Annotated in this window: 12 protein-coding genes and 1 pseudogene; 7 read left to right on the top strand and 6 right to left on the bottom strand. The window is 65.0% G+C overall.

The window, feature by feature from the left end; all coding sequences use genetic code 11:
- Window positions 1–96: 96 nt before the first annotated feature.
- Window positions 97–711, top strand: a complete 615-nt coding sequence (locus QR64_RS01610) for a dihydrofolate reductase family protein (RefSeq protein ID WP_033097447.1) — start codon at window positions 97–99, stop codon at window positions 709–711.
- Window positions 712–871: 160 nt separating this feature from the next.
- Window positions 872–1,432, top strand: coding sequence for a TetR/AcrR family transcriptional regulator (locus tag QR64_RS01615; protein ID WP_039583753.1), 561 nt, complete (start codon window positions 872–874; stop codon window positions 1,430–1,432).
- Between the two features lie 35 nt (window positions 1,433–1,467).
- Here QR64_RS01615 and QR64_RS01620 read toward each other — a convergent pair whose 3' ends face one another.
- The 3 genes from QR64_RS01620 to QR64_RS01630 form a co-directional block, all read right to left on the bottom strand.
- Window positions 1,468–2,580 carry an alpha/beta hydrolase gene (locus QR64_RS01620; RefSeq protein WP_052227162.1) on the bottom strand — a complete coding sequence of 371 codons (1,113 nt, stop codon included), beginning with the start codon at window positions 2,578–2,580 and terminating at the stop codon, window positions 1,468–1,470.
- Between the two features lie 220 nt (window positions 2,581–2,800).
- Window positions 2,801–2,998 (bottom strand): helix-turn-helix transcriptional regulator, encoded by a 198-nt coding sequence (locus QR64_RS01625; protein ID WP_006554696.1) that lies wholly within the window; start codon window positions 2,996–2,998, stop codon window positions 2,801–2,803.
- Window positions 2,999–3,000: 2 nt separating this feature from the next.
- A complete protein-coding gene (locus QR64_RS01630) occupies window positions 3,001–3,477 on the bottom strand; it encodes a hypothetical protein (protein ID WP_006554697.1) in 477 nt (158 codons plus the stop codon).
- A 148-nt stretch (window positions 3,478–3,625) separates the two neighbouring features.
- On the opposite strand from QR64_RS01630, the gene QR64_RS01635 reads away from it, so the two are divergent.
- Window positions 3,626–4,246 (top strand): class I SAM-dependent methyltransferase, encoded by a 621-nt coding sequence (locus tag QR64_RS01635; protein ID WP_039583754.1) that lies wholly within the window; start codon window positions 3,626–3,628, stop codon window positions 4,244–4,246.
- Window positions 4,247–4,344: 98 nt separating this feature from the next.
- Complete coding sequence (locus tag QR64_RS01640) at window positions 4,345–4,857, top strand: DinB family protein (RefSeq protein WP_039583767.1); 513 nt, start codon at window positions 4,345–4,347, stop codon at window positions 4,855–4,857.
- 12 nt (window positions 4,858–4,869) lie between these two features.
- On the opposite strand, the gene QR64_RS01645 is transcribed toward QR64_RS01640, so the two are convergent.
- Window positions 4,870–5,484, bottom strand: coding sequence for a YdcF family protein (locus QR64_RS01645; RefSeq protein ID WP_039583755.1), 615 nt, complete (start codon window positions 5,482–5,484; stop codon window positions 4,870–4,872).
- Between the two features lie 1,005 nt (window positions 5,485–6,489).
- Between QR64_RS01645 and QR64_RS01650 the strand changes: the two genes are divergently transcribed.
- Both QR64_RS01650 and QR64_RS01655 read left to right on the top strand, forming a co-directional pair.
- Complete coding sequence (locus tag QR64_RS01650; RefSeq protein WP_039583757.1) at window positions 6,490–7,407, top strand: RNA polymerase sigma-70 factor; 918 nt, start codon at window positions 6,490–6,492, stop codon at window positions 7,405–7,407.
- Between the two features lie 101 nt (window positions 7,408–7,508).
- Window positions 7,509–8,690 carry an NAD(P)/FAD-dependent oxidoreductase gene (locus QR64_RS01655; RefSeq protein WP_039583758.1) on the top strand — a complete coding sequence of 394 codons (1,182 nt, stop codon included), beginning with the start codon at window positions 7,509–7,511 and terminating at the stop codon, window positions 8,688–8,690.
- Here QR64_RS01655 and QR64_RS01660 read toward each other — a convergent pair.
- Window positions 8,687–9,460 carry a PASTA domain-containing protein gene (locus QR64_RS01660; protein ID WP_039583759.1) on the bottom strand — a complete coding sequence of 258 codons (774 nt, stop codon included), beginning with the start codon at window positions 9,458–9,460 and terminating at the stop codon, window positions 8,687–8,689. The genes QR64_RS01655 and QR64_RS01660 overlap by 4 nt on opposite strands.
- Before the next feature lie 127 nt (window positions 9,461–9,587).
- The gene (locus QR64_RS01665; RefSeq protein WP_039583761.1) at window positions 9,588–12,782 is read right to left on the bottom strand and encodes a type I restriction endonuclease subunit R; all 3,195 of its coding nucleotides are present in this window, start codon (window positions 12,780–12,782) and stop codon (window positions 9,588–9,590) included.
- 135 nt (window positions 12,783–12,917) lie between these two features.
- Between QR64_RS01665 and QR64_RS25105 the strand changes: the two are divergent.
- Window positions 12,918–13,218, top strand: a pseudogene (locus QR64_RS25105) (hypothetical protein); the annotation flags it as partial.

Consider the following 13,218-nt stretch of genomic DNA (forward strand, 5'->3'; position numbering starts at 1 on the left):
GTCCAGAGATACCTTCCGTGCCGGAGGGATGCAAGCGATGAGTTCTCCCCGCTTCCCGGGTCTGTACTCGGCGACAACCTTCGAAAGGGGACGACGATGAAGCTCACGGTGACGACCTTCGTATCGGCCGACGGTGTGGCCCAGGGACCGGGTGGCCCCGACGAGGACCGCAGCGACGGCTTCGACCGCGGCGGTTGGGTGGTGCCGCTGTTCGACGAGGACACCGGCAAGTTCATCGACGAGGTGTTCTCGAAGGTCGACGCATTCCTGCTGGGCCGGAACACCTACGACGTCTTCGCTGCGTCGTGGCCGAACTCGACCGATCCCGACGACCCGGTCGCCCGTGCACTCAACACCCTCCCGAAGTACGTCGCCTCCACGACGCTCACCGCCCCCGAGTGGCAGAACACGACGGTCCTCGAGGGCGACGTGCCCACCGCGGTCGCGGAACTGAAGAAGCAGCCGGGACGGGAACTGCAGGTGCACGGCAGCATCCGTCTGGTCCACACCCTCTTCGAACACGGTCTCGTCGACGAGTACCGCCTCATCACGTTCCCGGTCGTCCTCGGTCAGGGGCGGCGGCTGTTCCCCGTCGGGGGTCGCGACACGAAGTTCGATCTCGTCGAATCGCGCACCACCTCGACCGGTGTCGTCATCACCGTGTATCGGCCTGCCGGACGACCCGAGTACGGACTCGCCGAAGTCGAGTGACCCGAAGTACGAGCCGGTCTGTATCGAGAGCTGCTCTGGCTCGCCTGCCTCATCATCTGTTCGAGACGGCTACGGACCTCGTTCCGGAACGGTCGGCCGGGGCCCGCTCTTGGGGGCCGGTCAAGATAGCATCGGGGCGGGAACTAGGTCAGGACTGGAGATGCCCCGCAACAGACGTCCGCAGGATCGGGAAGAGAAACGCGCAGAGATCGTGGTAGCCGCCCGGCGGTTGTTCGTCGAGGAAGGATACGACGCGGCATCGATGACGCGGATCGCCCGTGACGCCGGAGTCGTGTCGAACACGCTGTACTGGTACTTCCAGGACAAGGACTCGATACTGATCGCGGTCCTGGATGCGGTTCTGGCCGACTCGATGGCCTCCTACAGCGAGATACTGGGCTCGGGCCTGGCCGATCGACTCTTGTGGTTGGTCGAAGAATTGGAGCAGCTGGGTCGGTTGGTGAGCACGGTGCACACACGCGCCGAGAAGTCCGCGTCCGTTCAGCAATGGCACGAGCAGTTCCACACACTGGCCGAAGGATTGTTCCGGGCAGAGCTGATCGAACTCGGCGTGCCCGCTGACGAAGTCGATCCGCTGGTGGCGATCGGCGTTTTCGTGGTCGAGGGCTTGCTGATGCACCCGACGGATCAGGCTCAGCGGCGCGCGGTGATCGAGACGTTGCTCAACAGCGCTCGCAGTCGTGCCGCAGCCACCGGCTGAGCACCTGATCTGCGCGTACACGAACGCGGAGCGACCTACTGTGCGGTGCGGTCGAATTGCCTTTCCAGGAAATAGAGTTGGTCACGCACGGCGCGTTCGAAGTGGTCACCGACGTAGATGTCGAAGTGGTCACACACGTAGCTCTGAACCTGTACGTGCGCCAGACCCTGTGCGTGACGCTTCGTGGTCTTCGCGGGCGCGGCCGCGTCGTTGTCGCAGACACACAGCAACGTCGGAATGCTGAAGCGGGCCAGCGCACGACCGGGTCGATCGAGCGGAAGACGCAGCGCCAGCCGGGCAGCGAGGGCATTGGCCGCCTCGAATTCGCCGTTCGGACCGCGCAGTACACCCCAGACGCTGTCGCGGCCGACCCCGGTCTCGGGTTCTTCCCTACCGTCGATCTCCGTCGGCTCGATGTTCTTCGACAGCTGAGCCCGCACCGACGGAAGTCGTTTCAACACCGCGCTGGTGCGCCGCGAGAGCCGGGTCCCCGCGGGCAGGAGTGCGGAAGCGCCGGCGAGGGCGTCGGGTGAGGCCACGAACGCGGGCATCCAGGACGTCCCCGCCATCGGCAACAGGATCGGCTTCGCGCCGAACCACGACCCGACCGTGTCGAGAATGCCTGCCGCTGTCAGTGCCACCACGCTCAGCGGGCCGGTTCGTATCCGCGCGCGCAACGACGCCGGACCGTCGGTGAAGGGGCACTGCGCCACGATCGCCGCGATACGGGTGTCCTCGGAGGCGACTCGAAGGACATGACCTCCGCCGAACGAACTGCCCCACAAGGCGATCCGGTTGACGTCGACCTCAGGAAGTGTGCGCGCGAAGGCCAGAGCGGCATGCCAGTCGGCGCGTTGCCGGCCGATGTCGAGGATCTGGCGCGGCGCTCCGCCGCTGGCCCCGAGGTGACGATAGTCGAACACCAGCACCGACCACCCCGCGGCGGCGAACCGTTCCGCGTAGGCATCCAGGCGCATCTCCCGCACCGCTCCGAGCCCGTGCCCCATGATCACCATCGGGCGCGGACCGTTCAGGTCGGGTGCGGTGTACAGCCATGCCGCGCACTCGTCCTGGCCGGAGACGAACGAGACCTCGCGCCGCTGCACCGCTACCACCTCGCGCCGATCGGCAGACTCACCGATGTTCATGACTAGCACCCTCCCGCTTCACCACCACATTTCTTGGACGCCATTCAAGAAGGCGTGACGACTACGGTAAAGGCTTCTTGGATGCCGGTCAAGAAGGGAGGGCGAGGTGTACGTCGACGACATCACCGGACTCACACTCACCGTTGACGCCGGTAGTACGCTCGAGTGATCGGCAAGTGGCCGAGCGGGTTCTGTCGGAGAATCCGCTCGGCCCCTTCGCTTATCCCTCGTCGGGCAGGAATATGTCCTCGATTCGACGTCCGAACAGGTGCGCGATGCGGAACGCCAACGGAAGGGACGGGTCGAATCGCCCCTTCTCGATCGAGATGATCGTCTGGCGCGATACCCCGAGTTCGTCGGCAAGCCTCTGCTGCGACCATCCGTTCTCCGCGCGCAGGGCCGCCAGCGAATTCCGCACCCTCAGCCCTTCCGACGCTGCACGGCGTAGCGCACACCGAACGACGCGAAAGCCACGAGAATGACCGCCATCAGCGCATGCAGGCCCTCGACCTCGATCGGAGCGAACGCCAGAGCGGTGCACCCCAGGCCCGTGACGAGAAGGATGTCGGTGAAAGCGCCCGAGGCGGCTTTCTCGTACCAGGACGACTCGACCGAATCCTCGGGCCGGTCCGTGGCGCCTTCGAGGGTCGACCGATCCACGAGGAGCACCCACGACAGGGCCGACAGTGAGGGTGCGGTCGCCAGCGCGACCGCCACGCCGGCGGCCACGGGATAGCCGGGCACCAGCCCCAGAGCAGCTACCACCGCTGCCAGAACGGCTGTGGCCAGGATTCCGAGGGCGATCGCCGGCGGTACCGCGCCGATCCACCGCGAACCCACCCGCACCTTGCCCCACTTGCTTCGCCCGACCACCGATCCGGCACCCCCGCTGTCCATCGTTTCCCCTTTCGCCGTAAAGCACACTTTACATGTAAAGGTAACTTAACAGTCCGTTCGGTGCGACAGAAACGAGGGGTTCCGTTCGGCCGGGCAGGTGTCATGATGGATCGAGCAGATCGACACGCCACCAGGCGAAGGGACTGCCATGAGCCTCTACAACGATCACGTCGTACCGCGACTGGTGAACATCGCCTGTGCACCGTCGTTCACCGAAGCGAACCGGAAACGAGTGTGCGCCGGCCTGAGCGGCCGCGTCGTCGAGATCGGATTCGGATCCGGCCTCAACGTTCCCTACTACCCCACCACCGTCGAGTCGGTCAGCGCCGTCGAACCCGCGGACCTCGGATGGAAGCTCGCACGTTCGCGCATCGACGACTCCTCCGTGCGCATCGAACGATCCGGCCTGGACGGTCAGTCACTCCCGTTCGAGGACAACACCTTCGACAGCGCACTGTCGACGTGGACGCTGTGCACCATCCCCGATGCCGACGCGGCTCTGCGCGAGATACGTCGTGTCCTCGCACCGGGCGGCACCCTGCATTTCGTCGAACACGGACTCGCGCCGGACGAGAACGTCCGGCGGTGGCAGCACCGGCTCGAACCGATCCAGAAGCGCGTCGCGGGTGGTTGCCATCTGACACGACAAATCGCCGACCTCGTCCGCGGTGCGGGGTTCGAGATCCGCGAACTCGACACCTTCTACGAGGAGAAGACGCCGAAGTTCTTCGGTGCGCTGTCGCTGGGAGTGGCGACACCGACCGCGTGAAGGCGGATAACTGCACAGCAACGTTTGCACACTTCCGGGGACAGATACACGGTGTCGACATCGAGCACATGTCCACTATGTCCGCGATGATTGCATGCATGCCCTCGGACACCCTGCCACTCGCCACGCGCACGCTGCTGAAGCAACTCGACCTGGTCTGGCTCTTCACGGAACAACATGTCCTGCCGCGGATCGACGAGGCTGCCGTGCACTGGGAGCCGTCGTCGAACTCCGTGGGCGTCCGGCGGGTCGACGGGCGTCTCGTCGCCGACTGGCCGGACGAGACGGCCGAGGCCCTCCCCGAGCCCACGATTGCGTGGCTGCTCTGGCACATCGAGTGGTGGTGGACGAACACCGTGGCGGTCTGCGGTGGGGGAACTGCGGTCGGGCCGGACGCCTACGAGTGGTCCGGCTCGACCGACCGCATCCAGGCTCTTCGCACCGAATGGGCCGCACTTCTCGAAACTGCCGACATCGAGACGACGATCGTCGGACTCATGCCCGAACCTTCACCCCTGTGGGAAGTGGCCGGGTGGGTCAACTTCGAACTGGCGAAGAATGCTTCGGAGATCAGTCAGGTACTGACGCGGAAGGCGAACGCTCTGAACTGATACTTCCGGCGCTCACGCTGCGACGATGCCCGCGACCGGAATGCGCGCGTCGACCGCCTGCCGGAAGTTGATCATCGCGCGTTCGAGGTGGTCGCGGTTCGTCACGAGCACAGCGCCCGTGGCTCGCCGTTCGAGCAGAACATCATTGGTGAAGCGTGCGTTCTCGACGGTGGAGGCCGACTGCGATTCCTCGGTGATGCGTTCGGGCGGAATGTCTCGCACGACCAGCCAGTCCTTCATGGCCTGCGCTTCGGTGACGCCGTTGCGCGGCACGCCACCGGTGACGACGATCGGCGACTCCGGATAGCGTTGCGCTGCACGAAGAGCCGCTTCGAGCCGTTCTTCGAGCACCGGCCGGATCTTGCCGTCCTCGGTGAGTCCGGCCCCGAGCACGACGAGATGCGTACCCCTCGGGTTCAGGTCGAGCATCAACGGGAAGTGCGGTGTCAGCTTCTCGAGCTCGGTGCACGCGATGATCAGCGCGTCGATGGTTCCCTGGCACAGCGGGGTGACGGACAGTGCACCGTTCACAACGGTGTCGATTGCAGGAGTCGCGGCTGCCTGCCCCGTCGATACACCTACCGCGGCTGTGGCCGCGACTGCGGTCGCCACCACCGTGCGTCGCACAGCTCCCACTCGAGTCCCCTTTCTTCCCGGATGTCGGCCGTGCCGCACTGTGCCACCTCGAGGCGCACGTGTGGGAAGTTGGGACGCGACGCGAAGAAGTCTCACCATAGGCCGCGCTGGATTCGATGACGGCTGACAATCGGTTTTACATCCGAACCACTGGTCCATCCATGAACAAGCGCGGCAATCGTTGCAAGGAGCGCTATTCGGATGAATCGCTACGCGTCCCATGACCCTGGGCAGGCACGGACAGAACGTGTGTTCGAGTTGACGACTTCGCACACCCGTGCGACCATCCCTCCACCGACCTGAAAACAGGTCGACCCCGGCAGGTGCGCCAACACCGGACCGGGGTCTGGGCACACGACAGAAGGAAGCTGTCATGCACCGTAGGGTGGAGTCTATCCACACGCCCTCGAGAGGCGTATCCCAGCAACGAGCCGCGAGCGCATTCGTCCGCGCCGGCCGACACATACCCGCTCCCCCGGGTTCACATCCGACGTCCTGACTTCTAAGCCCTCCGATCACCGTGATCGGAGGGCTCGAGGCGTTTCACCTGCATCGTCGCGCGCGAGGGCCGTTCCGGTAGCCGAGGTGCGTCGATGCAGCTCGTCGCTCGTCTCCCACAGTCCGACGTCAGCGCGCCGACGCTGCGAGCCGGGACCGTTCCCTGTCTCGAAACCGACTGGGCACCAGTATCCCTCGTCTCCACAGCTGGTGGTGGAGCACCCGATCGTGCGGGTCGACACGAACGACCGGGTCCAGTGCGAGCCGCACGTCCTCCGCGACGTGGGGCTATCCGTGCTGGCCGAGACGGTCTATCGGGGCATGGCGACCGGGCAGCCTTGGGGAAGGGGACGACGACTCAGGGACCCGAAGGGTCTCCGATCGGTCGAGGGCAGCCGCCCGCAGGGCGCCCGGTTCATTCCTGATCGAATTCATCCTCGTTGCGCGAACCCGGGTGGAGTGCTGTGATCGAAGCACGGGTCTACGGGAGGGGCCGACGTGACCGGCGTCGAAGAGTTCGAGAACCTGCGTCCACTGTTGCTCGCCATCGCCTACCGCATCCTCGGCAGCGTGACCGAAGCCGAGGACGCGGTCCAGGAGACCTGGGTGCGATACGAAACTTCCGGCGCCGAACCGGATTCGGCCCGAGCATTCCTGTCCACCGTCGTCACCCGGGTATCGATCAACATGCTCGAATCAGCGCGGGCGCGGCGCGAACGATATGTGGGCGAGTGGCTGCCGGAACCGATACTCGAGGAGCCCTACGACGATCCGGCACGCTCGGCCGAACTGCGGGAATCGATCTCGACGGCAGCGCTCGTGCTGCTCGAACGCCTCAGTCCGCTCGAACGCGCCGTCTTCGTGCTGCGCGAGGCATTCGGATTCGGCTTCTCCGAGATCGCCGAGATCGTCGACCGCTCCGAAGCGGCGTGCCGGCAGCTCGCGGTGCGGGCACGGCGCCACGTCGATCAAGGTTCGGCGCGGTTCGACACCGATCCGCAGGCGCACAAACAGCTCACCGCTCGATTCCTCACGGCGTTCCAAGACGGTGACGTCGACGCCCTGCGCGACCTACTGGCCGCCGATGTGCAACTCGTCGCCGACAGCGGTGGCAAGGCACCCGCCATCCGCAGGGTCGTGGTCGGCGGCGAGAAGGTCATGCGGTTGCTGGCCTCGTTCGTCTCACCCATGGGCCAGCTCGGAATGTCGCTCGAATCCCGCGAGGTCAACAGGCTCCCCGGCCTTATCGTGCGGGACGCCGACGGTGCCATCGTGCAGGTCATGACGTTCGACGTCACGGACGGGAAGATCGGCGCGGTCCGGGTGATGATCAACCCGGACAAGCTCGCCCACCTGGGGCCAGTGGCCGATGTGCGGGTGCTCGCCCATAAGCTCCGCGACCTGCAACGACCCTGAATCCTCCCGATTGTTCGGCGCGGCATGTCACAAACGACGTGGCTGTCCGGTCCTAGATGACGAGGGCTCCCCACAGAGCCAACGAACGGATCGGAGAAGCCATGTTCAACACCCGCCCCCGTGTCGTCGTCATCGGCGGTGGATACGCCGGAACGGTCGCCGCCAACCGCATGAGCAGGAAGGCTGCGGTCACCGTCATCAATCCCCGGCCGCACTTCGTCCAACGAACCCGGTTGCACCAGTTCGCGGTCGGCAATCACCATGCGTCCGGCGACTACCGCAAACTGCTGGCGAAGGGAGTCGACCTTCTGGTCGATACCGTGACCCGCATCGAACCCGGCACGCGCACCGTCCATCTCGCATCCGGCGGAACGGTCGACTACGACTACCTCGTCTACGCCGTCGGAAGTACCGCCACAAGACGGTCCACCGTTCCCGGCGTTGAGGAATTCGCTTTTCCGGTAGCCGAATTCGAGCATGCCGAACGCCTGCAGTACGCGCTGAGCAGCCTCGAACCCGAGGCCGTCATCACAGTCGTCGGTGCCGGTCTCACCGGGCTCGAAACAGCCGGCGAGCTGGCCGAACAGGGACGTCGCGTGCGCCTCGTGTGCAGCGGCATCATCGGTCCGATGCTGTCCGAGAAGGCTCGTGCCGCAACCTACGAACGGCTCGCGGACCTGCAGGTCGAGATCATCGAGAACGCGCGGGTCACCCGCGTCGGACCCGACGGCTTCACGCTCGACGACGACACCGTCCTCGAGAGTGCGATCACCGTGTGGACCGCAGGATTCGGCGTTCCCGAACTGGCTCGGACGAGCGGCTTCAGGACGGATGCACTCGGCCGGATCCTCACCGACGAAACGCTGACCAGCATCGACGACGATCGCGTGATCGCCGCCGGTGACTGCGCGGCGCCGTCGGGAGAGCCGGTGCGGATGGCATGCCAGTCCGCCCTGCCCACCGGCCTGGCTGCGGCCGACACAGTTCTCAGCCGTATCGCCGGAGAGGAGCCCGCGAATCTCGATTTCGGCTTCAACGGCGTCGGTGTGAGCCTGGGCCGACATGTCGGCGTCGTCCAGTTCCACGAACGGGACGACACCCCGAAGGAACAGGCGTATGCCGGTCGAATCGCCTCGACCATCAAGGATCTCGGATTGAAGGCCGCGATGGCCGGTCTTCGGGTCGAGGCCCTACGGCCGGGATCGGTGGGATTCCCCAGGGGCGGCCGACATCCGTCGAAGACCATCGAGTATCTCTCCCGCACGGAGCAACCGATGGCCTAACACCCGCTGAATTCGTCCTCTTTCAGAACCGACAGCACTGGGTCGCCTTCACCGATCGATGCTCCCACCGAGGGAGTCTGGTCGACGACGACCCAGTTCCTGTCCCATACTTGCGCGCGTCCCTGACCGGTTGCGTCGACGCTCGTGGAGTAGAACACGCCGGCGGCCTGGATGGTGTCCTGTGCCGCTTGGAGATCCATGCACACGACATTCGGCATCACCGCGGTGGACGCAGCCACCGCGGCCTGCGTGGTGGAGATCCTCGTCGCGGGAGTGGTTTCCGGAGCGACGGTCCGCGCCTTGGTGGCGGCCGACGTCGTGTACGGCGTGGTGGTCGTCGGTGCGGCAGCGCGAGGCGTGGTACTCACGTCGTCCTTCGTGGGTGAGTCCAGCCCGTCCGAGATGTCGCTGATGATTCCCATGAGGACGAACAGTCCGGCGACGGCAGCGGCGATGATCACTCCGCGGCGGATCCTCGGGGGCTTCGGCGGCTCGGGTGGCGGTGCCATCGCGGCGTGCACATCCCCCGCGAGAAACGCGCGGTGGCCGGCTTCGGCACGTGCGGCGATCGCGTCCTGCTCGGCCTTGATGCGCCTGCGGCGGTCGCGCAGGGGCTTGCCGATCGCGAGATATCCCAGGCCGGCCGCGAATGCCACGAACAGGAGCGCGTCGGCCCCGTTGCCGTTGACTATTTCCACGATCGCCAGCCACAGCGTGATGGCGGCGAACATCCCCGCTACGACGCGCAGGTAGGGGACGACGAACTTCATGTTTCTCCTTCAACCCGACACCAGGCCCCGCGTGCCGCTGCTTTCCCGACCGCACACGCGCTGAGTGCCCTCCTGAACTGGTGTCGGAGCACCGCCCCTCGTCGTTACGGGAGGCCGTTGATGGAGGTCATGCGGCCATGGTGGGTGCGATGGCCTCCATCTGCTCGATAACGAGCTTGGTAGCGCTGGTGCGACGGTCCGGCGGGTACTTGTAGCGCGCCAACAGCCGTTTGACCTGCGACCGCAGCTTCGCCTTGACGTCTTCGCGCACGCTCCAGTCCGTCTTGACGTCGCGTTGCATGATCGCGATCAGCTCGCGCGCGATCTGAGCGAGCACGTCCTCCCCCATTTCGAGGAGGGCCGCCTCGCTCTGCGCGATCGCGTCGTACAGCGACAGCTCGTGATCACCGAGCGGCGGATCGAAACGTTGTCCTCGTTTCGCTTCGTCCTGCACTTCCTTGGCGAGCTCCACCAACGCGGCGATGATCTCCGCCGAGGTCAACTGGCTGTTGGTGTACTTGTTCATGAGCTCACGGAGCTTCTGCGAGAACGCTCGCTGCCGGACCAGATTGTGACGCGAAACCTTTCGCGATTCGGAGGCGACGAGGTTGCGCAACGCTTCGATCGCCAACGACGGATGCTTCGCCTGCACGGTGCGTTCGAGGAAATCACCGTTCAAGTCTGCGAGCGAGGGCTTGGGCATCCCGGCAGCGTCGTAGATGTCGAGCACTTCCTCCGACTCGACGGATGCCGCCATCAAGGCCCGGAGCGCACGCTTGACGTCTTCGGGCACGGCGACGCCGTTCGCACGCCGTTCCTCCGCGTCACGCTTGGCCATCTGCACGCGCACCTCTTCGAAGAAGCGGGCGTCGAGCGCAAGTGGTTGGACGTCTTCGTGGGCGCTACAAATCGCCCATACGCGCGATAATTGCGACGAGTATTCGCGGTACCTGGTGGCGAGCGCCTTCTCGCCTTCGTCCACCTTGTTTCCGGGGGTCTGCTTGTCGCGCAGGTACGCGACGGTGGCGATGACAGCGTCGAGCCACGCGCGATATCCCGGGGCGCGTCGATGTGCACGCCAGTCGAATCCGTGGAGCATATTGTCGAGGATGGTGAGGCAGTTCTTCACGGCATCGACGGCTTCCTCCACGGGCCGACCAAGCGGCTTGGTGTTGCGGTCGGACGCCGTGTACTCGGCCAGCGCTTCGGCGAGGTTGTCGGCGACTGGCGCGTACGCCACCAGCAGTCCGTCTTCCTTACCGCGGAAGGTGCGGTTCACCCGTGCGAGAGTCTGCATCAACAACGCCCCCTTGAGGGGACGGTCGAGGTAGAGCGTGTGCAGCGGCGGGGCGTCGAACCCGGTGAGCATCATGTCCTTGACGATGACGAGTTCGAGCTCGTCATCGATGTCCTTGAGGCGCTTCTTGATTGCGGCGTTCTCAGAATCACGACGGACATGGTCGCTGATCGGCGGTTGGTCGGTGGCGTCGCCGGAGTACACCACTTTGATGCGTCCGCCGGAGAGATCATCGGAGTGCCAGTCCGGGCGCAGTGCGACGATGAGCTGGTAGAGGTTCGCGCAGATCTCACGGGTCGCGCAGACGATGAGAGCTTTGCCAGGTGCGGTCGGGTTGTCGTCCGATCCGACGAACTTCGCCATCTGGCTGCGTCGGTTCTCCCAGTGGGTGACAAGATCCTCCGCGAGCAGCTTCAATCGGGCCGGAGCGCCGTAGACGGCGTTGATGACGGCGACCGACTTCTCGATGCGGGCGCGTTCGGTGTCGTCGAGTCCCGCGGTCACTTCGTCTGCGGACGAATCGATCTGCTCTTCGGACACTTCCTCACCGAAGGAAACCTTCACGAGGCGGCTTTCGAAATGGACCGGCACGGTGGCACCGTCTTCGACCGCGCGCGTGAGGTCGTAGATGTCGATGTAGTCACCGAATACCGCGCGAGTGTTGCGGTCCTCGAATGAGATCGGGGTGCCGGTGAACGCGATGAGCGTCGCGTGCGGCAGTGCGTCCCGCAGGTGCCGGGCGTACCCGTCGAGATTGTCGTAATGGCTGCGGTGCGCTTCGTCGACGATGACGATGATGTTGCGGCGCGCCGACAGCTGGGGGTGGCTCAGGCCGGCTTCGCGTTCTTCCCGGCTCTTGCCGAACTTCTGCAGCGTGGTGAAGTAGATGCCGCCGGTGGTACGACCGGACAGTTCCTTGCGGAGTTCTTCGCGTCGACGAATCTGCTTGGGCTGCTCGGGAAGCAGTTGCGATCGAGCGAACGTCTCGTACAGCTGTCCGTCGAGTTCGTTGCGGTCGGTGATGACGACGATCGTCGGGTTGGCGAGTTTGGGATGGCGGATCACCTGGTTGGCGTAGAGCTCCATCTCCATGGACTTGCCCGAGCCCTGCGTGTGCCAGACGACGCCGGCTTTGCCTTCGGACCCGACAGCTTCGACCGTCGCGCCCACAGCCTTGGCCACCGCGAAGTACTGGTGCGGTTTCGCGATTCGCTTGAGGAGCCCCGCTTCGCTCTCGTCGAACGCGGTGTAGTTGCGGAGCAGCTGGAGGAATCGCTCCTGGTTGAACAGTCCGTAGAGCGCGATGTCGAGTTGATGATGCTCGCCGGTGGGGGTGACCGGTTCACCGTCGTCGTCCACGTTCCACGGCGAGAAGTGTTCGAAGGGCGTGAAAGGCGTGCCGTAGGAGGCGCCGACCCCGTCCGAAACGAGGCTGAGCACAGCGAAGCGGAAGGCGAGCGGAAATTCGCGGAGGTAGGTCCGCAGCTGCGCGTGTGCATCCGTCAATCCGGCATACGGATTGCCGGCATTCTTCAACTCCACGACAGCGACCGGCATGCCGTTCAGATACAGGACGAGGTCGAAACGTCGTTCATGGTCTCCACGGATCACGGTCACCTGGCTGGCGACGAACCAATCGTTGGCGTCGGGATCGACGGACACCAGACGGATGGTGGGAGTCACCTGGACCCCGTTGTCGTCCGCGTACGAGACCTTCCGCAGACCTTCGGTGAGGTACTGGTGGATCTGCCGGTTCTCAGTGATGGCGTCGCTCGAACCGGCCGTGGCGACAACGGTCACGGCGTCGTCCACCGCGCTCCGAGGCAGAGCAGGGTTGAGGGTGGCTATGGCAGACCGCAGGCGCGCCGGCACGAGCAGTTCGTCCCAGGTAGCGCGTTCACCCGTGCCGGGAGCGATCTCGCTGCCCGGGATGTGACGCCATCCGAGTTCGCCGAGGGTTTCGAGCGCCATCTGTTCCCAGACGGATTCGGTGAGTCGACCCGGGAAGTCCAGTACATCTGCCATGCACACAACTTAGAAGCTGAGCAACCAGGTAGCGAGACACCGAATCGATAAAGGGGGTTATCAAGCGGAAAATCTGCTGCGCAGCGGGCACGGCCCACGATCGCATCGTCCACTTCGAACGATCAGGAGATCGCCGTGACCACTCAGTTCGCTCCTGCGCCGACCGAGTCCGAAGAGCGTGCCATGTCCCGCTTCTGGCCGGGCGTTGCGGTCGGCGTGTGCACCGCGACGGTCGTCGGCGCGCTGACCGCGACCGGTTTCCTCGTGAACGCTGGGATCTCCGCTCCACCGCTCTTCACCATCGACGGCACGATCACCCTGGTCGACGGTTCTACCTACAGCAGCACCCCCGGCTTCGAATGCGAAGGTGATCGTGGCTACGACGATATTTGGCTCTTCGCAGTTAGCAGTGGTACTGGTGCCGGCTGGGTGCGAC

This window comes from Rhodococcus sp. Chr-9, from assembly GCF_000801125.1.
Classification (GTDB): Bacteria; Actinomycetota; Actinomycetes; order Mycobacteriales; family Mycobacteriaceae; genus Rhodococcus; species Rhodococcus pyridinivorans.